General features: G+C 62.1%; 17 protein-coding genes. 13 read left to right on the top strand and 4 right to left on the bottom strand.

The window, feature by feature from the left end; genetic code table 11:
• Positions 1-44: 44 nt before the first annotated feature.
• A complete protein-coding gene (locus tag JOE34_RS09920; RefSeq protein WP_017278135.1) occupies positions 45-950 on the top strand; it encodes an alpha/beta hydrolase in 906 nt (301 codons plus the stop codon).
• On the opposite strand, the gene JOE34_RS09915 is transcribed toward JOE34_RS09920, so the two are convergent.
• Entirely contained in the window at positions 944-2,284 is a 1,341-nt protein-coding gene (locus JOE34_RS09915) for an MATE family efflux transporter (protein ID WP_209995635.1), read from the bottom strand. The two genes, JOE34_RS09920 and JOE34_RS09915, sit on opposite strands and share 7 nt — an antisense overlap.
• Positions 2,285-2,576: 292 nt before the next feature.
• Between JOE34_RS09915 and JOE34_RS09910 the strand changes: the two genes are divergently transcribed.
• Entirely contained in the window at positions 2,577-7,523 is a 4,947-nt protein-coding gene (locus JOE34_RS09910) for an alpha-2-macroglobulin (protein ID WP_209995632.1), read from the top strand.
• A 345-nt stretch (positions 7,524-7,868) separates the two neighbouring features.
• Here JOE34_RS09910 and JOE34_RS09905 read toward each other — a convergent pair whose 3' ends face one another.
• Complete coding sequence (locus tag JOE34_RS09905) at positions 7,869-8,162, bottom strand: hypothetical protein (protein WP_003307908.1); 294 nt, start codon at positions 8,160-8,162, stop codon at positions 7,869-7,871.
• A 95-nt stretch (positions 8,163-8,257) separates the two neighbouring features.
• Here JOE34_RS09905 and pbpC point away from each other — a divergent pair, with 95 nt between their 5' ends.
• A complete protein-coding gene (pbpC, locus tag JOE34_RS09900; RefSeq protein ID WP_209995630.1) occupies positions 8,258-10,606 on the top strand; it encodes a peptidoglycan glycosyltransferase PbpC in 2,349 nt (782 codons plus the stop codon).
• Between the two features lie 125 nt (positions 10,607-10,731).
• Here pbpC and JOE34_RS09895 read toward each other — a convergent pair whose 3' ends face one another.
• Together JOE34_RS09895 and JOE34_RS09890 are read right to left on the bottom strand one after the other, a co-directional pair.
• A complete protein-coding gene (locus JOE34_RS09895) occupies positions 10,732-11,139 on the bottom strand; it encodes a response regulator (protein WP_003340978.1) in 408 nt (135 codons plus the stop codon).
• A gap of 41 nt (positions 11,140-11,180) precedes the next feature.
• Positions 11,181-11,387: a Flp family type IVb pilin gene (locus tag JOE34_RS09890; RefSeq protein WP_004416006.1), complete on the bottom strand. Its 207-nt coding sequence runs from the start codon at positions 11,385-11,387 to the stop codon at positions 11,181-11,183.
• A gap of 331 nt (positions 11,388-11,718) precedes the next feature.
• Between JOE34_RS09890 and cpaB the strand changes: the two genes are divergently transcribed.
• The 10 genes from cpaB (at position 11,719) to aroQ (ending at position 21,702) form a co-directional block, all read left to right on the top strand.
• A complete protein-coding gene (cpaB, locus tag JOE34_RS09885) occupies positions 11,719-12,678 on the top strand; it encodes a Flp pilus assembly protein CpaB (protein WP_209995628.1) in 960 nt (319 codons plus the stop codon).
• 20 nt (positions 12,679-12,698) lie between these two features.
• Positions 12,699-13,949, top strand: coding sequence for a type II and III secretion system protein family protein (locus JOE34_RS09880; protein WP_209995626.1), 1,251 nt, complete (start codon positions 12,699-12,701; stop codon positions 13,947-13,949).
• Positions 13,946-15,136, top strand: a complete 1,191-nt coding sequence (locus JOE34_RS09875) for a pilus assembly protein CpaE (RefSeq protein WP_003421096.1) — start codon at positions 13,946-13,948, stop codon at positions 15,134-15,136. Before JOE34_RS09880 ends, JOE34_RS09875 begins: the two co-directional genes overlap by 4 nt.
• A complete protein-coding gene (locus tag JOE34_RS09870; RefSeq protein WP_003313926.1) occupies positions 15,136-16,392 on the top strand; it encodes a CpaF family protein in 1,257 nt (418 codons plus the stop codon). Before JOE34_RS09875 ends, JOE34_RS09870 begins: the two co-directional genes overlap by 1 nt.
• Before the next feature lie 18 nt (positions 16,393-16,410).
• Positions 16,411-17,295: a type II secretion system F family protein gene (locus tag JOE34_RS09865; protein ID WP_024662958.1), complete on the top strand. Its 885-nt coding sequence runs from the start codon at positions 16,411-16,413 to the stop codon at positions 17,293-17,295.
• A gap of 1 nt (position 17,296) precedes the next feature.
• Complete coding sequence (locus JOE34_RS09860; RefSeq protein ID WP_209995624.1) at positions 17,297-18,181, top strand: type II secretion system F family protein; 885 nt, start codon at positions 17,297-17,299, stop codon at positions 18,179-18,181.
• Positions 18,182-18,216: 35 nt separating this feature from the next.
• Entirely contained in the window at positions 18,217-18,954 is a 738-nt protein-coding gene (locus JOE34_RS09855; RefSeq protein ID WP_024650497.1) for a hypothetical protein, read from the top strand.
• A complete protein-coding gene (locus JOE34_RS09850; protein WP_003421100.1) occupies positions 18,951-19,223 on the top strand; it encodes a DUF3613 domain-containing protein in 273 nt (90 codons plus the stop codon). The genes JOE34_RS09855 and JOE34_RS09850 overlap by 4 nt, the downstream gene beginning before the upstream one ends.
• A gap of 106 nt (positions 19,224-19,329) precedes the next feature.
• Complete coding sequence (locus tag JOE34_RS09845) at positions 19,330-21,120, top strand: protein-disulfide reductase DsbD (RefSeq protein ID WP_277250963.1); 1,791 nt, start codon at positions 19,330-19,332, stop codon at positions 21,118-21,120.
• Between the two features lie 129 nt (positions 21,121-21,249).
• On the top strand, positions 21,250-21,702 hold the full coding sequence (gene aroQ / locus JOE34_RS09840) for a type II 3-dehydroquinate dehydratase (RefSeq protein ID WP_003313934.1): 453 nt from the start codon (positions 21,250-21,252) through the stop codon (positions 21,700-21,702).
• Positions 21,703-21,726 lie beyond the last annotated feature (24 nt).

Genomic DNA, 21,726 nt, shown 5'->3' with positions numbered 1-21,726 from the left:
ACGGTCTCAGGCATATCCGACTTACCTTCCAGAGCCCCTCCGCTATGATCCGAGTGATTTTCCTGACACTGATGACCGGTGCCGTACTGGCAGCCTTGTCCGGCTGCTCGCCTTTGAAGCTGCTCAATACGTTGAACCCCAGCGGCCCTGTCGATCATGTCTACAATCTGGCTTACGGGCCAGATCCACGAAATACGCTGGATGTCTACACGCCCAAGGCAAAACCGGCCAAGGCACCGGTCGTGGTGTTTTTCTATGGTGGCAGCTGGAACAGCGGCTCGAAGGCCAATTACGCATTCGTCGGCGAAGCGCTGGCCGCACGAGGCATGGTGGTGGTTATCGCCGACTACAGGCTGTATCCACAGGTACGTTACCCAAGCTTTCTGGAAGACTCGGCCAAGGCGCTGGCCTGGGCGCACAAGCATGCGAACACCTACGGTGGCGATCCGAGCCGCCTGTACGTAATGGGCCACAGCGCGGGTGCCTACAACGCCGCAATGCTCGCGCTCGACCCGCGCTGGCTGGCTCGCGAAGGGTTGTCGCCCTCCATCCTCAGCGGCTGGATCGGGTTGGCCGGGCCTTACGACTTCCTGCCCATCGAGAACCCGGACGTGAAGCCGGTGTTCTTCTTCCCCAATTCACCGCCCGACTCGCAACCCATCAATCACGTCACGTCCAGTGCACCACCGGCATTGCTGATGGCCTCGAACACCGACTCGCTGGTCAACCCCAAGCGCAACACGGGCGGCCTGGCCAGGTCGTTGCGGGAAGCCGGCGTGCCGGTGCGCGACCTGTACTTCTCGCGCACCAACCACGGCACGCTGGTCGGCGCATTCGCCAAATTGCTAAGCGGTCTGGCACCAGTGGTCGACGAGGTGGACATGTTCGTCAAGCACACGCCGCAAACGGCGTCTGAAAAGAACGCCGCAACCGGGTCGAAAGCTCAGTGAACGAACCAGCCGTCACTGCGTGTCAGCCGCCAGGCAATGGTCCCCAGACTAAGGCCGCGCAGCAGGGTAAAGGCCAGGAACGTCAGCCATAGGGCATGGTTGCCGTGGCTGGAAGCCAGATAAGCCAGCGGCGCGGTGCACGCTGCGCTGAAGAGCATCGCGTTACGCATTTCCCGCGCACGCGTGGCACCGATGAACAGGCCGTCCAGCAAATAGCTCCAGACGGCCAGCAACGGCATCAGCGCCAGATACGGCAGATACGTCATCGCAGTGGCGCGCACTTCCGGGATATCGGTCTGCAGGCTGACGAAGCCATGCCCAGCCACCAGAAAGAACAGCGCGAACACTACGCTGGCAATCAGTGACCAGCCCCCAGCGACCACCAGGGAGCGGCGCAACGTATCCCGGTCCCGCGCGCCGATGGCATGGCCGCACAGCGCTTCGACCGCATGCGCCAGCCCATCCAGGGCATGGGCAGTCAACAGCAGGCCATTGAGCAGCAAGGCATTAGCGGCGACCGTCGCATCCCCCAGGCGAGCGCCCTGCACGGTGATCAGGAACATCACCGATTGCAGCGCCAGCGTGCGCAGAAAGATGTCCCGGTTGACTGCCAGCAAGGGCCGCCAGTTGCTCCATAGCCGCAAGGCCGACCAGACGATCCGCCCAGGCCAGGCGCGCAAGGTGTTACGCGCCAGCAGCAGACCGAGCACCACGCCCGTCCACTCCGCGAGTACCGAAGCACGTGCCGAGCCAACCACGCCCCAGTCCAGCCCCATGACGAACCACAGATTGAGCACGATGTTGACGGCATTGGTCACCAGCAGAATCGCCAGTGGCGCCCGAGCGTTCTGTGCGCCAAGAAACCAGCCGACCAGCGCATAACTGGCCAGCGCCGCAGGCAGGCCGAACAGTCGGGTATGGAAGAAATCCAGGGTCATTTGCTGCAGATCGGCAGACGGCTGCATCATCGTCAGCGCCAGATGGCTGAACGGCAAGGCGATCACACCCAGCAGCAACGCCAACCCGACAGCCAGCAGCAGCCCCTGCAACAGAATCCGGCGCAAGGCAGCGCTGTCACTGCGCCCTGCCGCCTGCGCGGCAAAACCGGTAGTGCCCATGCGCAGAAAGCCCATGGCCCAGGCGAGAAAGGTATACAGCGTGGCGCCCACCGCCACGGCGCCCAGTTGATGGGCGTGGGGCAAATGACCGATCACCGCGCTGTCGACCAGCGCCACCAACGGCACGGAAATATTCGACAGAATCATCGGCGTCGCCAGCGCCCAGACGCGACGATGGGTTGAGCGATGACGCCAGTCAGTGAGCAACGTAGACATGAGAACCCCCGGCAAGGCGGGCATTGTAGCCAGATCAAACGCAGGGTGTCCCAGCGTTTCGATACGTCCGGAAACGGTACTCATGCCTCGAAAGCTGCAGCGTTATCGTTGCGCACGCTCCAGTGGGAATGCATTTCGTGACGCTCGGCGTCACCCGCTGCATGCCAACGCGCAATGGCACGGATAGTCAGTCCGTTCGATAGATGACCTTACGGGTCAATCTGACAGTAATACTTGTCATCACGACTGTTATATAGTCGCATCCTCTCTACCGTTGCCGATGAGTGCCCCCATGTTAAACAAAGGATTGTTTCTGGCTTGCGCGCTTGCGCTGCTGAGCGCCTGTGATTCTTCTTCCACGGATAAACCCGCGCCCGCTACGGCCCCCACGACCCAGGCAACGGTCAACGACACAAAGCCCAAACCCGCGGTCGATCTCGCCGCGCTGAGCAAGCGCTACGCAGGCCGCGAACTGACGGTCATCGACGTGTCGGAAATCCAGGTCGAGGGCGCAAGCACCCTGTCGGTGAGCTTCTCGGTCCCGCTCGACCCCGAGCAGAAATTCGACGAAAAACTTCACCTGGTGGACAGCAAGAGCGGCAAGGTCGACGGTGCCTGGGAGCTATCTGACAACCTCATGGAATTGCGCCTGCGCCACCTGGAGCCGCAGCGCAAACTGGTCCTGACCGTCGATGCCGGTCTGCTGGCCGTCAACAAGGCCAAACTTGCCGCCGAATACATCAGCCGTCTGGAAACCCGCGACCTGCAGGCCTCCGTCGGTTTCGCCAGCCGTGGCAGCCTGTTGCCGACCCGTCTGGCCGAGGGCCTGCCGGTGATCGCGCTGAACGTCGACAAGGTGGATGTCGAGTTCTTCCGCATCAAACCCGACTCGATGCCGAACTTCCTCGCCCAGTGGGACGGCGCGTCGAGCCTGTCCAGCTACAGTTCCGAAGAGCTGCTGCCCATGGCCGACCTGGTCTACAGCGGCCGCTTCGACCTCAAGCCCGCGCGCAACACCCGTGAAACCCTGCTGCTGCCGATTGCCGGTATCAAGCCCCTGCAACAGCCAGGTGTGTATCTGGCGGTGATGCGCGCCTCGGGCACCTACAGTTACTCGCAGCCGGCCACCCTGTTGACGCTCAGTGACATCGGCCTGTCGGTGCACCGCTACAGCAACCGTCTGGACGTCTTCACTCAAGCGCTCGAGGGTGGCAAGGCGCTGGGTGATATCAGCGTCGATGTGTATGACGACAACGGCAAGGTCGTCGCCCAGGGCAAGACCGACAGCGACGGTCACGCGCAACTGCCATTGCCGGCCAAGGCTGCCGTGGTGCTGGCGCACAAGGACGAACAGACCAGCATGCTGCGCCTCAACAGCTCGGCGCTGGACCTGGCCGAGTTCGATATCTCCGGCCCGCAGGCTCACCCGCTGCAATTCTTCATCTTCGGCCCGCGCGACCTGTATCGCCCTGGCGAAACCGTGCTGCTCAACGGCTTGCTGCGCGACAGCGACGGCAACACCGTCAAGCCGCAGCCCGTCACCGTCGAAGTGCGCCGTCCCGATGATCAGGTCAGCCGCAAATTCGTCTGGGAAGCCGACAGCAACGGTTTCTACCAGTATCAATTGCCGCTTGCCGACGAAGCCCCCACCGGACGCTGGCAACTGGTGTTCGACCTGGGCGACGGCAAACCGCAGCTCTACGAGTTCAAGGTAGAGGACTTCCTGCCCGAGCGTCTGGCGCTGGAGCTCAAGGGCAGCGACACGCCGGTGGCACCTGCTGACGACCCGCAATTCGATATCACGGGCCGCTACCTGTATGGCGCGCCCGCTTCGGGCAATACGCTGACCGGTCAGGTCTATGTCCGCCCGTTGCGCGAGGCGGTGCCGAAGCTGCCGGGTTATCAGTTCGGTTCGATCACCGAAGAAGACCTCAAGCATGATCTGGAGCTTGAACCCGTCACCCTCGATGCCGAAGGCCATTCGACCATCGCCGTGCAGAGCGCATGGGCGCAGGCCAAATCGCCGCTACAGCTGATTCTGCAAGCCAGCCTGCAAGAGTCTGGCGGGCGTCCGATCACCCGTCGTCTGGTGCAGCCGATCTGGCCTGCCGAACACCTGCCCGGCGTGCGTGCACTGTTCGGCAGCAGCACTGGCAGTGACGACTACGACAACGAGGCCAAGGGCGAGGCGCAGACCAACGGCGACGGCCCGGCCGATTTTGAAATCGTCATGGCCGACGCGGCTGGCAACAAGCTGGCCGCTGACAACGTGAAAGTCCGGCTGATCCGCGAGCGTCGCGATTACTACTGGAACTACTCGGCCGACGACGGCTGGAGTTACCACTTCAACGAGAAATTCCTCAACCTCAACGAAGAGACCGTCAGCATCACCAAGGACGCCACCGCCAAAGTCAGCTTCCCGGTCGAATGGGGTCCTTACCGTGTCGAGGTGGAAGATCCGTCCACCGGAATGGTCAGCAGCCTGCGCTTCTGGGCCGGTTATCGCTGGCAGGACAACACTGACGGCGGCGCGGTCAGACCGGATCAGGTGAAGCTGGCGCTGGACAAGCCGGCCTACAACGATGGCGACACCGCGAAAATCACTGTCACCCCGCCGGCTGCGGGCAAGGGTTATCTGCTGGTCGAGTCCAGTGAAGGGCCGCTGTGGTGGCAGGAAATCGATGTGCCTGCCGAAGGCAAATCGTATGACATCCCGCTGGACAAAAAATGGGCGCGCCACGACCTGTACGTCACCGCTCTGGTGATACGTCCCGGCGAGCGCAAGGCCAATGTCACACCCAAGCGCGCCGTGGGTGTTCTGCATCTGCCGCTGGACCGGGCGCAGCGCAAGCTGGCGCTGACGGTCACCGCGCCGGAGAAAATGCGCCCCAGACAACCGCTGACCCTCAAGGTCGCCGCCAAAAATGCTGACGGCAGCGTCCCCAAACAAGTTCACGTGCTGGTGTCGGCGGTGGACGTCGGCATCCTCAATATCACGAGTTACGCAACGCCCGATCCGTTTGCCAGCCTGTTTGGCCGCAAGCAGTACGGAGCAGACCAACTGGACATCTACGGTCAACTGATCGAAGCCGGCCAGGGGCGACTGGCAAGCATGGCGTTCGGTGGCGATGCACTGGCGAAGGGCGGCAAACGTCCGGACACCAGCGTCACCATCGTGGCGTTGCAAAGCGCGCCGGTGACGCTCAATGACGCCGGTGAAGGTGAAGTCAGCGTTGATATACCGGACTTCAACGGCGAGCTGCGAATCATGGCTCAAGCCTGGACCGACGACCGCTATGGCATGGCCGAGGCGAAAACCGTGGTTGCTGCGCCGATCATCGCCGAACTGTCGACGCCGCGCTTTCTTGCCGGTGGCGACCAGACCAGCGTGGCGCTGGACGTCTCCAACCTGTCGGGCAAGGCACAGAAGCTGGACGTGAAAATCAGCGCTGAGGGCCAGTTGAGCATTCCGGGCGGCGAACAGAGCAAGCCCCTGCAGCTCAAGGAGGGCCAGCGCGTCACCCTGAAGGTTCCGGTGCTGGCGCAAGGCGGCCTGGGTCAGGGCAAAATCAAGGTGCTGGTCGAAGGTCTGGAACTGCCGGGCGAAAACCTGCCGGCCTTCACCCGCGAATGGACCGTCGGCGTACGCCCTGCCTACCCGGCGATGCTCAAGCATTATCGCGCCACGCTCAATGATCAGCCCTGGAGCCTGCCGGAGGGCGCGCTGGAAGCGTTCGAACCGGCCGGTCGTGAGGCGCTGCTGTCATTGTCGAGCCGTCCGCCCTTGAACCTCGGCGAACAGATTCGCGCATTGAAAGCCTACCCTTACGGCTGCCTGGAACAGACCGCCAGCGGCCTGTACCCGTCGCTGTATGCTGATGCCGCAACCCTCAAACGCCTGGGTCTGACCGGCGAAACGGATGCCGAACGCAAGCGCAAGGTCGAGATCGGCATCGAGCGGCTGCTGGGCATGCAACGTTACAACGGCAGTTTTGGCCTGTGGGGCTCGGACAGCGACGAGGAATACTGGCTGACTGCGTATGTCACCGACTTCCTGCTGCGCGCCCGCGATCAGGGCTTTGCCGTACCGCCGGATGCGCTGAAGAAAGCCAGTGAACGCCTGCTGCGTTATCTACAGGATGCCGGACAGATTCAGGTCAATTACAGCCAGAACGCCGAACATACGCGCTTCGCAGTGCAGGCCTATGCCGGGCTGGTGCTGTCGCGCAGTCAGCAGGCACCGCTCGCGGCCTTGCGCAGCCTGTTCGACCGCCGCAGCGACGCGCGCTCCGGCCTGCCGTTGGTGCAACTGGCAGTCGCGCTGGAGAAGATGGGCGACAAACCCCGCGCCGACCAGGTCCTGATGGCGGGTCTGGCCGCCAGCCGCAAGAATGAATGGCTGGCCGACTACGGCAGCTCGCTGCGTGATCAGGCGTTGATACTGGCATTGCTGGAAGAAAACGACCTCGCCAAAGACAAGCGTGATGAGCGCCTGTTCGCCCTGGCCGATGAGGTGGCCGCCAATCGTTACCTGTCCACGCAGGAAAGCAATTCACTGTTCATGGCTGGCCATAACCTGCTGGGCAAACCGGAAAAGGACTGGACCGCCAGCATCGCCAGCGGCACTCAAACCCGCGAACTGAGCAACCGGCAGCCGGGCCTCAAGCTGGACGGTTCGCTGCTGGCCTCGCCGCTTTCGGTACACAACCAGAGCAGCGAAGCGCTTTACCAGCAACTGACCGTCTCCGGTTATCCCACCCAGGCGCCTGTAGCGGGTGGCGAAAACCTGAGCATTCGCCGCGAGTACCTGAACCTGAGCGGCGCACCGCTGAACATCGGCGCCTTGAAAACCGGGCAATTGGTGCTGGTGCACCTTGAGATCGGTGCCAAACAGCGCGTGCCGGATGCACTGGTGGTGGACCTGCTGCCTGCGGGCCTGGAGCTGGAAAATCAGAACCTGGCGCAGAGCGCGGCGAGCCTGGAAGACGCCAGCGAAGACGTGAAAACCATCCGCGAGTCGATGGAAAACGCCGGGATCAAACATCAGGAATATCGTGGCGACCGCTACGTGGCAGCCCTGGACATCGAGGGCAGCAGCACCGTGCACCTGCTCTACCTGGCGCGAGCCGTCACCCCGGGCACCTACCGCGTACCGCCGCCGCAGGTCGAATCCATGTACCGCCCGAACTGGCAAGCCCTGGGCGAAGCGCCAGCGCAGATGGTGGTGAAGGGAAAGTGATCGATTACTGACTGGAATGCGTGACAGTTAGGGCAAGCTCGCTCGCAAACGGACCGACACACCACAGCTCCAGTAGGAGCGACCGGGGCGGCGATCCGCATTGTTCGCGAAAGGGCCGGTACATCCGCTGAAGATGTATCGCCCGTACCAGAGCCTTCGCGAACAAGCGAAGCGTCGCCCGGTTCGCTCCTACAAAAGTAAAAAGTGTCTCAGATGTGCGCCACAGAAACGATCGAGGCACCCTACACAACTGCCCCGACACACCGCAGATCCAGTGGGAGCGAGCTTGCTCGCGAAGGCGTCGCCCCGTTCACCCACCATGGCGGCGGGTTAGCCTTCAACGCATCAATGAATGATCCAGCTCAGCAACCAGAGGCCCAGCGCCAGCCAGATGATGCCAAGGATGATCGAAGCGCGCATGAAGGCGCGGACCGCCGAGTACAGCAGCATCAGGCCGATGACCAGTGCGATGATGCTGATCAGCGAGGTGTCCATGCCCAGCGTGCGGGACAAGCCATCGACAAAATTTCCCCCAGCATGGGTAAACCCGTTGAACAACCACGCCAGACCGTCGACAAAGAAGCGAATGATCGCGCCGATGGCCTGCCCGAGCCATTCAAAAAAGCCTTCTACCTGCATATGTGCGTCCTGATTGGGGTCGTGAAGAAAATGGTCTGTCCGCTTTGGCTGTCGCAATGCGTGTCAGGTTCCGTGGATCATAAAGGCTCTTTGCGTTGAAACCTGAATTTCTTCTGCGCCTGCCGCGAACATTCAAGTGGCTGGCGGGCGCAATCATGCTGCTGATCGCCCTCCTCTGGCTGGCTGACCGACTCTGGCCGCTGCCACTGCCCAGGGACGATCTGGCTCGCGTCGTTCTGGCCGAGGACGGCACACCGTTGTGGCGCTTTGCCGACGCCAACGGCGTGTGGCGCTACCCGGTCAGCAACGAGCAGGTCTCGCCCTACTACCTCGAAGCCCTGCTGACCTACGAGGACCGTTGGTTCTACAGCCATCCCGGGGTGAATCCGCTGGCGCTGTTACGCGCCACCTGGCAAAACCTCAGCGGTGCCCGTGTAGTCTCGGGCGGCAGCACACTGTCGATGCAAGTGGCGCGGTTGCTCGATCCGCATTCACGCACGCTATCCGGCAAGTTTCGCCAGCTGTGGCGCACGCTGCAACTTGAGTGGCACCTGTCCAAGGATCAGATCCTCAGTCTGTACCTCAATCGCGCCCCGTTCGGCGGCACATTGCAAGGGGTCGCAGCCGCCAGTTGGGCCTATCTGGGCAAGTCGCCGCAAAACCTGACCCGCGCCGAGGCGGCATTGCTGGCGGTGCTGCCACAGGCGCCTAGCCGCCTGCGTCCTGATCGCCACCCGCAGCGCGCGCAACAGGCCCGCGACAAGGTGCTGAGGCGTCTGGCAGAGTTTCAGGTGTGGCCGCAGGCAAGCGTGAACGAAGCCCTGGAAGAGCCTCTATGGCTGGCACCGCGACAGGAACCGAGCCTGGCGCCGTTGCTGGCCCGACGCCTGAATCGCCCCCACAGCCCGCCACTGATCCGCACCACGCTGGACGCCTCACTGCAACGGCGCATGGAAGACCTGCTGATGGGCTGGCGCGCACGACTCCCGGAGCGAACGTCGGCAGCGATTCTGGTGGTCGAGGCGGAAAGCATGGCCGTGCGCGCGTACGTTGGCTCGGTGGATATCAATGACGCCAAGCGTTTCGGCCATGTGGACATGGTCACTGCCCTGCGTTCGCCGGGCTCGACGCTCAAGCCGTTCCTGTACGGCATGGCCATGGACGCCGGGCTGATCCACTCCGAATCCCTGATGCAGGATGTACCGCGGCGCTATGGCGACTATCGACCAGGCAACTTTTCGAGCGGTTTCGGCGGGCCGGTGGCGGCCAGCTCGGCGCTGTCGATGTCCCTCAACCTGCCTGCCGTACAGTTGCTGGAGGTCTACGGGCCGAAGCGCTTCGCCGCTGAACTGCGCAATGGCGGCGTCCCCCTGACCCTGCCGCCGCTGGCTGAGCCGAGTCTGGCGCTGATTCTTGGCGGCGCAGGCAGTCGGTTAGAGGACTTGGTGACAGGCTACAGCGCCTTCGCGCGCGGCGGGCGCAGTGCCGATGTTCGACTGCAACCGCAGGACCGACTGCGTGAACGGCGGATGATGTCACCGGGCGCTGCGTGGATCATTCGACGCATCCTCAGTGGTCAGTCGCGCCCGGACATCGACCCGCGCGCCGAGCTGGTACAGCGCCCGCAACTGGCCTGGAAAACCGGCACCAGCTATGGCTTCCGCGATGCCTGGGCGATTGGCGTCGGGCCGCGTTTCCTGGTTGGTGTCTGGATCGGCCGGCCGGATGGCACACCTGTGCCAGGGCAGTTCGGGCTGGCTTCGGCAGCGCCACTGATGCTTCAGGTGCACGATGTGCTGGTCAATCGCGACAGTCAGCGCGGGATCGCCGCACCAGTGCAACCCGTGCCGCTGAACGTCGGTGTGGCAGCCATCTGCTGGCCGCTGGGTCAACCGATGAGCAAAAGCGACCCCAATTGCCGTCGCCAACGTTTCGCCTGGACGCTGGACGGCACCACGCCGCCCACCCTGCAAGCGGCCGACCAACCGCTTGGGCTGGGTTTGCAGGAGCGTGTCTGGGTCAATGCCAAAGGGCTGCGCGTTGCGGCCAATTGCCCGGACGCCCGAGCGCAGGACATCGCGCTGTGGCCTGCGCCTCTGGAGCCCTGGCTGCCCAGAGCAGAGCGACGCGATGCTCGCCTGCCGCCCGCGGACCCGGATTGCCCACCGCATAACCTGAACCTCGCTCCCCCGCTGAGCATTGTCGGTGTGCGTGAAGGCGACAACCTGCGCCTGCCTGCCGCCAGTCGTCAGGCTTTACGCCTCACGCTCTCGGCACTCGGCGGCAGTGGCCATCGCTGGTGGTTTATCGATGGCAGACCTCTGGCAGACACCGACACCCGGCAAGACTTCACCCCCACCCTGAGTAAACCGGGGCGTTATCAGTTAAGCGTGCTGGACGAGAGCGGCCAGACGGCGCGGGTTGAATTCAGCGTGGTGGAGTGAACGCAGACGGGTGTGACGCAGAGCGTCACGAAAGGCATTCGCACGCTGGAGCGTGAGGAACGACAGGCCGCTGACTTCGTGCCCATACTCCAGCGTGAACATGCTGCAGGGCGCGGTGCCTGTCGTCACTGAACCTGAAAAACCTTCGGCTCGGGAAACAGGTTGTTGAGGGTTTCCAACAAACGCACGTGATAGATCGGCTTGCGAAACAGGTCGAGCACGTGCAAACGCAGCAAGTCGCTGACGTCATCCATATCGGCATGGCCGGAAGTGACGATAACGGGCAAATGCTGACGTGAGGTGTGATCGCGCAGGTGGCGAATCAGCTGGATGCCGCTTTCCTCCGGCATCCGCAGGTCAGTGATCACCAGTGCGATATCCGGATGGAGGGTCAACTGGTGCAAGGCCATCTTGACGGAAGACGCCGTAAAACAGCAGAACCCCTCACCTTCGAGCAGTTCTGCCAATTCCTCGTTTGCGTCCTCTTCGTCATCAACCAGAAGCAGTTGTTGGCGGATGGGGTGGACAGCCATGTGGTTCTCTCAACAGGGTGAACTCAAGTCACAATAGTAAACTAACTCGCCACCGTGCCACCCAAGGCGAGGATAATTTTGTTGAATTGAGCTTTCACAGCGTCGCCCATTGGCGTCACCATAGCAAACAGCACCAGCGCCACCATGGCTACAATCACGGCGTACTCAATCGCCGATGCCGCCTCCTTGTCCTTCAGAAAAGACTGAATTCGAGTGTAGACACTGACGTACAACTGGGTAAGGAACATCTCATTTCTCCTTGCGCCTTCAATGGCGACAATAAACCTTCGTGCGCATGTATCTCCTCGCAATATCAGCATTGCCTTCAATCAAAAAACCCACAATCTCAACAAAGCATTAACCGGAAAGTTATAGGTCTGCCCAGCCCTTTGCGCAGACTGCCGACACGGCTATGCCATTCATCCGAAAGCATTTTTATACCAAAGCAGAATGGCGCTTTGATTGCCATGAGCTACCTTCACATAACGGACATTTGACCTCGTCCTCTATTACCTGCTGGTGAAATTGCCGCACCGCGTGTGTTGAAGTTGTCCTGCGATGACAAAGGGAAAAGTTGCCATGAGCAGTCGCATTACCCTGGTGCTTGCTGTCCTGTTTCTGTTGGGGGCGTTGATTGCCGCGTATCTGGGGATCGCCGTCAGCAAACCAGCCGAGGCACCTGCAGTTGTCATTCCGCCCAGCGAACCTGTCACCACCGAAACAGCGATCCAGACACCTCCGACTCCTCACGTCGAGGAAGCTCTGCGTCACAACGTCGTGGTATTGGCCAGGGATATCCCTGCCTACACCGCAATCACGGCCGATGACCTGACCATCGAGCGCCTCAAGGTCGCCCCACTTGGCAGCTTTGAAGCCATCGATAAGATCGTCGGGCGCAGCAGCTGGCGCACGCTGACCGCCGGAAGCTGGCTTACGGAGAGCAACTTCGAAGCAGGCGGCACCCTGGCGCGAATGATTCGGCCACACGAGCGGGCCCTGGCGTTACAGGTCGATGAAGTGACGGGCGCCTCCGGGCAACTCAGCCCCGGCGACTACGTGGATGTACTGCTTTACCTACCTGAAGACGTGAGCAATCCGAATCGGTCGAGCCAGGTCGTGGTGCCTGCTCTGCGGATTCTCGGCGTTGGCGCGCTGCTCGGTCCGGACCGCAACGGCAAGCCGGTGCAGGACCTCAACGCTGACGAACGCCTCAAACAGGAGCAGCAGCGGATCAACGCGCGAACCGTCACGGTCGCGGTGCCGCAAGCCCTGGTGGCGCGCCTGATGCTGGCGTCGCAAACCGGTGTGCTGCGTCTGGCCGTGCGCAGCGCCGACGAGGGCAACCTGCAGGATTACTGGGCCAACGAAGCCGGCGGCCCAGAGGCTGCCGAGCGACTCGATTCAGCCAACCGCCAACTGGTCAGCTTCAGACAACTGAGCCTGGGGCCGGCCAGCGCGCCAACAGCAGGCGCAACCCCGCGTACGTCTCGCGCTGTCGAGGTCATACGCGGTAACCAGATCACGCAACAAACTCCCTGATTGAGCAAGGATTGCATTTGATGAGCTGTTGTTCCGTGCCAGTTATAAAACCCCGTTTGCTGGCGTTAGTCATCGCAACATTGTGCGCGCCAGGCGCGTGGGCCGCTTCGGGCAGTTGTGCCGGCCTTGCCGCGATGCCGGCGGCCGTGGAAATCGACCAGGGCATTCAACAGGAGGTGCGCTCTGTGGTGCCCATCACCCGCATCGCCGTGGGTGATCCGAAAATCGCCGATGTGCATGTCAACGGCACCGACGGTTTTCTGTTGACTGGTGTCGCGCAGGGGACGACCAGCCTGATGGTCTGGACGGCCTGCGCAAGTGCGCCGCGCCAGAGCATGGTCTTCGTGCGTGGCCGAGCGACGACCACCATGGTCGAGAGTGTCACCGCGCCGTCTGCCGATGCTCAGTTACCCAGCCAGGTGCAGACTGACATCCGCTTTATCGAAGTCAGCCGCACCAAGCTCAAGGAGGCCAGCACCTCGATATTCGGCAAAGGCTCGAGCAACTTTCTGTTCGGCGCGCCCGGCACGGTGCCGGGCGTCAACGTCACACCTGGCGCTGTGGGCGGCATAACGCCGAGCATTCCGCTGAACAACAGCAATTTCAATATCGTCTGGGGCGGTGGCAGCAGCAAGGTGCTGGGCATGATCAATGCCATGGAAAACAGCGGCTACGCCTACACCCTGGCACGCCCAAGCCTGGTCGCCCTCAACGGGCAAAGCGCGAGCTTCCTGGCCGGCGGCGAATTCCCGGTGCCGGTGCCCAACGGTGAAGGCAACGGTATCTCCATCGAGTACAAGGAGTTCGGCGTGCGCCTGACCCTGACCCCGACTGTCGTGGGCCGGGACCGGATTCTGCTGAAGGTCGCGCCGGAAGTCAGCGAACTGGATTTCTCGGCCGGTATCACCATCGCCGGGACCACCGTGCCCGCCCTCAACATCCGCCGTACCGACACCAGCATTGCGCTCGCCGACGGCGAGAGCTTCGTGGTCAGCGGCCTGATCAGTTCCAGCAACAGCGGTTCGGTGGACAAGTTTCCCGGCCTCGGCGACATCCCGATTCTCGGTGCCTTTTTTCGCAGCTCGCAAATCCAGCGCGACGAGCGCGAACTGCTGATGATCGTCACTCCGCATCTGGTCCAGCCACTGGCCGCCAACGCCCGGCTGCCGTCGCTGCCGGGTGAGGGGCTGCGCACCTATGACCCGAGCTTCCCGCGCCTGTATTTTCTGGAAAACGGCGATTTCGACCGCCGCGACGGGTTATCCAAATGAGCCAGAGCCTGAGCCAGACCTTCCTGGCAATCACCCGTAACAACACCGACCTGGAGTGGCTGCAAAGTGCTCTGGGTTCGTTGGGCCAGGTGGTCAGTGCCGGTACGGGCAGCCTCGACGACCTGCTGGCGCTGGTGGACGTGACGTTCGCCAGCGTGGTGTTCGTCGGCCTGGACCGTGAGCATTTGATGACCCAGAGCGCCCTGATCGAAAGTGCGCTGGAAGCCAAACCGATGCTGGCCATCGTTGCGCTCGGCGATGGCATGGATAACCAGCTGGTGCTCAATGCCATGCGCGCCGGAGCCAGGGATTTCGTTGCCTATGGCTCTCGCTCCAGTGAGGTCGCCGGCCTGGTCAGACGTCTGAGTAAGCGCCTGCCCGCCGTGACGCCCAACCCGAACATGAGCGGCCTATCGGTGCTGTATGGCGTACAAAGCGATGACGACGGGGCCTTGATCGCGACGCACCTGGCGATGGTCGTGCACAAGAGCGGGCAGCGCACGCTGCTGCTGGACCTCGGCCTGCCACGCGGCGACAGCCTGTTGATGCTCGGTCTTGAGTCGACCTTCAGCTTCGGTGACGCCCTGCGCCACTTGCGCAGGCTCGATGCAACGCTGATCGACAGTGCTTTCACCACCAGCGAAAGCGGCCTGCGCATTCTGGCTTACAGCGAAGCCGACGATCATCTGGAACAGTCCAGTGCCGCCGAGCTTTATATGCTGCTCAGCGCGCTGCGGCAGCATTTTCAGCATGTGGTTGTGAACCTGGTGGGGCAGCCCGACAGCGAAGCCTTGCGCTCGCTGGTCAGCCATTGCGATCAGTTGCTGTGGTACACCGACCAGAGCGTACTGGGCTGTCGACGCAACCTGACAGTGCTCAACAACTGGCGCGAAAAAGGCATGAAAATGCAGCACGCCGGCCTGCTGGTCGATCGTTATCAGCGCTCGGTCGCGCCCAACTCCGAAACTGTGAGCAAAACCTTCGGCCTGCCGGTGCTGGCGGTACTGCCGCTTGCGCCGGAGTTGCGCCTGAACGCCAAGAATCAGGGCGTGACGCTGTTCGAACTGGCGTCACGCGATGCACTGTGCTCCGGGCTGCGGCGGCTTGGCGAGCATCTGGCACGGCATGCCGAGGCACGCGAGAAACCCGATCAGGGCTGGCTCGCTCGACTGTGGGGGAACCGGTAATGGCGGAGAAACTGTTTGGCGTCTCATCGCGCACGCAAGGCAAGCCTGATGACGGGCAAGGCCTGAAACTGGTGCTGCACCGCTACATCATCGACGGCATGGAAGAAAGCGGCAAAAGTCTGCTCGAAGGCTCACGACCGGCCCTGGCGCAATTCGTCATCGACAAGGTGGCCGAATACGTCGCACGGCTACGGCTGGCCATCTCGCGTTACGAAATGGAGCGCCTGGCTGAAGAACTGGTCGACGAACTGACCGGCTTCGGCCCGCTCGAGGTGCTGCTGCGCGACACCTCGGTGACCGAAATTCTGGTCAACGGGCCAGGCAAGGTCTTTGTCGAGCGCGATGGCGTGCTGCACCACACCGACCTGCGCTTTATCGATTCGCACCACGTCGAGCGCGTGATGCAACGCATCCTGGCACCACTCGGGCGGCGACTGGACGAGTCTTCACCGATGGTCGACGCACGCCTGCCCGATGGCAGCCGGGTCAACGCCATCATTCCGCCCATTGCGCTGGACGGCCCTTGCCTGTCGATCCGGAAATTCCGCAAGGACATGCTCAAGAGCGCCGACCTGGTGGCCATGCAGACCATCGATCAGTCGATTTTCGAGTTCTTCCAGGAGGCCGTCGGCAAGCGCTGCAACATTCTGGTCAGCGGCGGTACCGGCACGGGCAAGACCACCATGCTCAACGTGCTGAGCCAGTTGATCGACAGCAATCAGCGTCTGGTGACCATCGAGGACGTTGCCGAGCTGCAGCTCAGTCATCCGCATGTGGTGCGCCTCGAAACCCGCCCGCCCAACGCCGAAGGGCACGGCGAGGTGCGCGCCAGCGACCTGATCCGCAACTCGCTGCGGATGCGCCCGGACCGCATCATCCTCGGCGAGATTCGCGGCGTCGAAGTACTGGACGTATTGACGGCGATGAACACCGGCCACGACGGCTCGATGAGTACCGTGCACGCCAACAATGCACAGGATGCCCTGCTGCGCCTGGAAACGCTGGTGGGCCTGACCGGGCGGCTGATCCCGGAAAAGACCCTGCGCCAGATGGTCTGCGCGGCGCTGGATGTGATTATCCAGCTGACGCGCCTGCCTGACGGGCGCCGCTGTGTCAGTGAAGTGGTGGAAGTGGTCGGCATCCGCGATGACATCTACGTCACCAATACCCTGTTTCGCGTTGATCGCCGCACCGGGGTCGGCTTCATGCGCGAAGCAGCCCACGCCGCTGGCGACAAGCTGCGGCCTGGCTACTGACATGCTCAAGGAGTCGGCATGAGTGCGTCTCTGGTACTGGGCCTGATCTCCTTGCTGCTGTTTATTGCGTCCATTCGCATGTTCTACCTGGCGCTCAATCAGGGAGCCAGTGAACGGGTCCGGCAGCGGCTGATGGCCGGACAAGTACGGCCCGTGGCCGAAAAGACCGGCTGGAGCTACCTGGATCGGGCCTTTTTGCGCGCCGGGCTGGGACAGCCGACCAAGCGCATGGGCCTGGCCTTGTCGCTGTATGCGCTGCTGATACTGATCGGCTACGCAACGGCCGGCGTCGTCGGTGCGCTCAGCGTGCTGCTGGCGGTGCCTCTGACACTGCGTGTGTTCGTGTCGTGGCGCTATGAGGTGCGCGTGCGCCGCATGATCCAGCAACTGCCGCAATTGCTCGACCATACCGTGCGCAGCCTCAAGTCCGGCAGAACCCTGGCCGACGCGGTGCTGCACGGCATCGACGCCACCGACCAGCCGCTCAAGGACGGCATGAGCCGGATCGAGCGTAACGTACAACTGGGGGTCAGCCTGCCGGATGCGGCAAGGGACTTTGCCGAACTGTATGAGCGCGACGAATTTCACCTGTTCGCCATCGGCTTGCGGGTCAATCACCGCTACGGCGGCAATGCCAGCGAGCTGATGGAAAACCTGATCAAGCTGATTCGTGATCGGGAACAGGCCGGTCGCCAATTGCGCGCAATGACCGGCGAAACCCGAATGACTGCCGTGGTGCTGGCCCTGCTGCCGATCAGCATGGCCGGTTACTTTCTGGCGGTGAACCCCAACTATCTGCTGCATATGTGGGACGACGAAAGCGGCAAGATCATGCTGAGCGCGGCCTTCGCCCTGCAGGCCACGGGGTGCGTGGTGTTGTGGCGCATGTTGAGGAGCATTTGAGATGGAACTGTTATTCGCCGCCATGATGCTTGCCGCTGTCGCATTTGTGCTGTTGTCCGGCGTAACGCGTCAACGTCGCAATGAACGCCTGGTGGCCAGACGCTTGAGGGGCGAGGTGATCCGCGAGAGCCGTATCGGCAGCCTGTTGCGGTTGCTCGGCGATACACGCATTGGTCAACGCAGCATCAGCCTGGATTCGGAAACCCAGATACTGCTCAACCGCATCGGCTGGCGCCGCGCCAGTAAACGCTCGTTGTTCGCAGCCTGCCAGGTCGGCGTTCCCGTCGGCCTGATGGTCGTGGCCATCCTCGGCCAGATGCTGTTTTTCAAAGGCATCCAGCAACCATTCATCGCGCCGATCTTTGCCCTGGGCGCCGGCTATCTGCTGCCCAAGCGGATTCTGGCGACCGTGGCTCGGCGCCGTCAAAAACAAGTGGTGGTGGAAATCTCTACCTTTATCCCGTTGCTGCGCATCCTGTTCGAGTCCGGCATGGCGGTCGAACAGGCGCTTCGGGTACTCAGCAACGAAGGCAAAGACCTGTTGCCGGTGCTGTCCGAGGAAATCCGCGTAGTGTTGATGCGTGTCGATTCCGGTCTGGAACTGGGCGAAGAGCTGAGAAAAACCGCCGCCCTGCTGGACGTCGACGAGTTGAGCGACACCTGTGTGATCCTCAATCAACTGATTCATCAGGGCGGCGGCGCATTGAAGTCTCTGCTCACGCTCAAGCAACTGATCGATGACCGACGCCTGACCCGACTGCAAGAATACATTTCCAAACTCTCGGCAAAGATGTCGGTGGTCATGATGGTGTTTCTGTTCCCCGCCCTGCTGATTGTGCTGGCCGGGCCAGGATTTATGGCAATCAGCAGCGCACTGGGCAGTTGACCCGGTGTTACCCGTGCACGAAAGGACGCATTGCAATGAAACCAGTGATCATATTATTCGGGCTGCTGTTGCTGGGCGGCTGCGCCAGTGATGGTCGCCCCCTCTGGACGCAGACCACGGCTCAGCCGGGCCAGTGCCCCAAGCTGACCTCGGATCAGGAGTTCTCCCTGAATCTGGCTCAGAACATGGCCGATGAAGGCCGCCTGCATGCCAGTCTTGCCAACCTGGAAAGCCTGCCCGACAGCCTGGGCGAGGTTCGCCTGCGCAAGGCCCGGGTGTTGCGGCTTTTGGGCAGTAACGAGGCCGAGCCTCTGTACCGCAGCCTGCTGGGCACCTGCCGGGCAGCCGAGGGTGAGCATGGCCTCGGGCAACTGGCCGCAGCGCGTGGTGACAACGCGCTGGCACAGCAACACCTGCTGATGGCCAGCAAGCTGCAACCGACCGATGAAAAGATCCGCAATGACCTGGGCGTCGTCTACCTCAACCAGCTGAAACTGGAACAGGCACGCTTTCAGTTCCTGACGGCCATGGAACTCAAACAGTCGGACTCGCTGGCGGCGGTGAACCTGGCCACGCTGCTGATCTATCAGAACAACTGGACGCAAGCCGCCGAACTGGCGTCGCGGGCCGGGCTGACGCCTGAACAGGTGACCGATGCCCAGGCGCGCGCCGAGCAATTGCGAAAGCGCCCTGCCGCTCCTCGAGCATCTGCACGGCCCATTGCGAGCCTGACAGGGCAAAATGATCGTCAGTCCCAGGAGGTACGACCATGAAACGCATCATACTCACCGGGTGTGTACTGCTGTTGAGCGCAGGTGATGCCTGGGCAGACAACACTGAAACTGCGACTTCTGAAACCCGGCAGACCGAGACCTGGCTGCAGCTTCAGGCCAGCGGCAAGGCTGCTTCGCCGACGCCACAGGTCAATACCGCGGCAGAGCGCGACCTCAGCCTGCAACGCTGGCTGGACACGTATAAGTACAAGATCCCGGATTTTTACGATCAGGAGGCTGGTGGCAGCTTTTCCTCGGGCAAGAAATAATTCCGGCACGGTCGTGGGCCTGCTGACACCCACTCTTACAACCTGCCCTCGGCACGCCGCCGGGCACTCCGTTATCATGCGCGGACTTTCGATATTCGAGACTGCCATGCGCCGTTTGTTATGCCTGCTGTTATTGATTCTGGCCCTACCCGCCTCCGCAGCCGGTTTGCTGGATAGCCGACCTTCATCCACCCTGGGCGGTGGCTCGCTGGATAACAGCAAGGACTTCCTGCCTGTGCGTCAGGCCTTTCAGTTGAGCCTGATCGAAACAACGCCGGAGTCGATCAAGCTGAGGCTGGTCGCCACCGATGGCTACTACCTGTATCGCCACCGCTTCCAGTTCCGCACCGAGCCTGCCGACATCGGCCTTGGCGAAGCGCAACTGCCCAAGGGCGAGCAGAAACACGACGAGTACTTTGGCGATGTCGAGGTCTACCACGGCATTCTCGATATCGACCTGCCACGCAAACCCGGCGAACAACGCCCCTTCACCCTTGCAGTCACCTACCAGGGCTGCGCAGACAAGGGCTTGTGCTACCCACCTGAAACCGAACGTTTAAGCATCGGTGATGTGGCCGCCAGCCCGGCCAATCAGGCCTCTGCCACCCCACCCGCCGCCACGGCAGGCTGGAGCTGGAAAGAACTGGCACTGTTTTTTCTCGCCGGCGTAGGCCTGACCTTCACACCGTGTGTACTGCCGATGCTACCGATCCTGTCCGGCGTGGTACTGCGCGGTCAGGTGGGCGGGTTACGCGGGCTGAGCCTGTCTCTGGCTTACGTACTGCCAATGGCGGCGTGCTTTGCCCTGCTGGGCGCGCTGATGGGGATGTTCGGTGCAGGCCTTAACCTGCAGGCACGATTGCAATCGGCCTGGGTGCTGGTGCCGTTCTCGGCATTCTTCGTGATCTTCGCCATAGCCATGTTCGGCGCTTTCGAACTGCGCCTGCCGCAATCGATCAGCTCTCGCCTGGACCGTATCGCCGGCAAGACCCAGGGCGGTTCATTGTGGGGTGCAGCGGTGCTGGGCGTGGTCTCCAGCCTGTTGGTGTCACCTTGCGTATCGGCGCCTCTGGCCGGTGCGCTGTTGTATATCAGCGCCAGCGGCGATGCGCTCGGCGGTGCTCTGAAACTGTTTGCGCTGGGGCTGGGTATGGGCGCGCCGCTGTTGCTGATCGCCACCGGCGGCGCTACATGGCTGCCGAAAAGCGGCCCTTGGCTGGTAACGGTGAAAAACGCCATCGGCGTGCTGCTACTTGGGCTGGCAATCGGCCTGCTGAGCCGTGTGCTGCCAGGGCAGGTCACGCTGTTGCTGGTGGGCCTATTGTCGGCCGGTGTCGCCCTGTTTCTCGGCGCGCTGGAATTCAACGTCAAAACCACACGGCAGAAACTCGCCCAGTTGCTGGGGCTGGCGTTGCTGGTCTATGCGCTGGCGTGCTGGTACGGCGCGCTGTCCGGGCAGACCGACCCCATGCGCCCGCTGGGCCGCGAGTACGCCACGGCGAATAGCGGGGCGGCAGCTTCGGCCGCATCACAGTGGCAAACGATCACCACCTCTGCCGAACTGGACCGTGTGATGCAGGAAGCCCAAAGCGAGGGCAAACCGCTGGTGCTCGACTGGTATGCCGACTGGTGTATCAGTTGCAAGGTCATCGAACACGAAGTCCTGCCTGACCCGGGCGTGGTCGCCCGCTTGTCGGGTTACAAACAGGTGCGTTTCGACATGACCGACAGCAACGCTGAGCAGCGCGCCCTGCTCGACCGGTACAAGCTGTTTGGCCCGCCAGCGCTGCTTTTTTTCGATAAAAACGGCGAAGAACGGCAAACTGTCCGGGTCGTCGGCGAAATCGACGCAGCAGGCCTGATAGAGCGCCTGAACAGCGCCAATGACCAAAACTGATACCTTAGTCACAAACTTTGCGCGAATATCGCTCATTGTGCTGGCTACTGTTGTTAACTGGACAGTCTATTGCCCTTCCGGCATAGTCGCCGGGCGTAAACCGCTCGCAGACAATAAAAGGAACACGCAATGGCGACCATCCTGGTCCTTCACGGACCCAACCTGAACCTGCTGGGCACTCGGGAACCCGGGGTCTACGGCACCGTCACTCTGCCTCAGATCAATCAGGACCTGGAGCAGCGCGCTCGCGATGCCGGCCACCATCTGATGTATCTGCAAAGCAACGCCGAGTACGAACTGATCGACCGCATTCACGCCGCCCGCGGTGAGGGTGTGGATTTTATTTTGATCAATCCGGCCGCTTTTACGCACACCAGCGTTGCAATACGTGACGCGCTGATGGGAGTGAGCATCCCATTCATCGAAGTGCATTTATCAAACGTGCACAAACGCGAACCTTTCCGCCATCACTCCTACTTTTCAGATGTCGCTGTAGGAGTGATCTGTGGCCTGGGTGCCAGTGGATATCGACTGGCCCTGGAAGCCGCCCTGGAACAACTGGCCGCCAGTGCCAAGCCATGACGAGTCCAGCCTGAAGCTGACCGT

Source organism: Pseudomonas sp. PvP028, assembly GCF_017832255.1.
In the GTDB taxonomy this organism is placed as follows: Bacteria; Pseudomonadota; Gammaproteobacteria; order Pseudomonadales; family Pseudomonadaceae; genus Aquipseudomonas; species Aquipseudomonas syringae.
This window is presented reverse-complemented; position numbering and strand designations above follow the sequence as displayed.

Coding starts and splice junctions, on each gene's coding strand:
- JOE34_RS09880 (WP_209995626.1), top strand. CDS start 12,699: ATGAGCTGTTGTTCCGTGCCAGTTATAAAACCCCGTTTGCTGGCGTTA.
- JOE34_RS09915 (WP_209995635.1), bottom strand. CDS start 2,284: ATGTCTACGTTGCTCACTGACTGGCGTCATCGCTCAACCCATCGTCGC.
- cpaB (WP_209995628.1), top strand. CDS start 11,719: ATGAGCAGTCGCATTACCCTGGTGCTTGCTGTCCTGTTTCTGTTGGGG.
- JOE34_RS09845 (WP_277250963.1), top strand. CDS start 19,330: ATGCGCCGTTTGTTATGCCTGCTGTTATTGATTCTGGCCCTACCCGCC.
- JOE34_RS09920 (WP_017278135.1), top strand. CDS start 45: ATGATCCGAGTGATTTTCCTGACACTGATGACCGGTGCCGTACTGGCA.
- JOE34_RS09850 (WP_003421100.1), top strand. CDS start 18,951: ATGAAACGCATCATACTCACCGGGTGTGTACTGCTGTTGAGCGCAGGT.
- JOE34_RS09910 (WP_209995632.1), top strand. CDS start 2,577: ATGTTAAACAAAGGATTGTTTCTGGCTTGCGCGCTTGCGCTGCTGAGC.
- JOE34_RS09870 (WP_003313926.1), top strand. CDS start 15,136: ATGGCGGAGAAACTGTTTGGCGTCTCATCGCGCACGCAAGGCAAGCCT.
- JOE34_RS09860 (WP_209995624.1), top strand. CDS start 17,297: ATGGAACTGTTATTCGCCGCCATGATGCTTGCCGCTGTCGCATTTGTG.
- JOE34_RS09905 (WP_003307908.1), bottom strand. CDS start 8,162: ATGCAGGTAGAAGGCTTTTTTGAATGGCTCGGGCAGGCCATCGGCGCG.
- aroQ (WP_003313934.1), top strand. CDS start 21,250: ATGGCGACCATCCTGGTCCTTCACGGACCCAACCTGAACCTGCTGGGC.
- JOE34_RS09875 (WP_003421096.1), top strand. CDS start 13,946: ATGAGCCAGAGCCTGAGCCAGACCTTCCTGGCAATCACCCGTAACAAC.
- JOE34_RS09865 (WP_024662958.1), top strand. CDS start 16,411: ATGAGTGCGTCTCTGGTACTGGGCCTGATCTCCTTGCTGCTGTTTATT.
- JOE34_RS09895 (WP_003340978.1), bottom strand. CDS start 11,139: ATGGCTGTCCACCCCATCCGCCAACAACTGCTTCTGGTTGATGACGAA.
- JOE34_RS09855 (WP_024650497.1), top strand. CDS start 18,217: ATGAAACCAGTGATCATATTATTCGGGCTGCTGTTGCTGGGCGGCTGC.
- JOE34_RS09890 (WP_004416006.1), bottom strand. CDS start 11,387: ATGTTCCTTACCCAGTTGTACGTCAGTGTCTACACTCGAATTCAGTCT.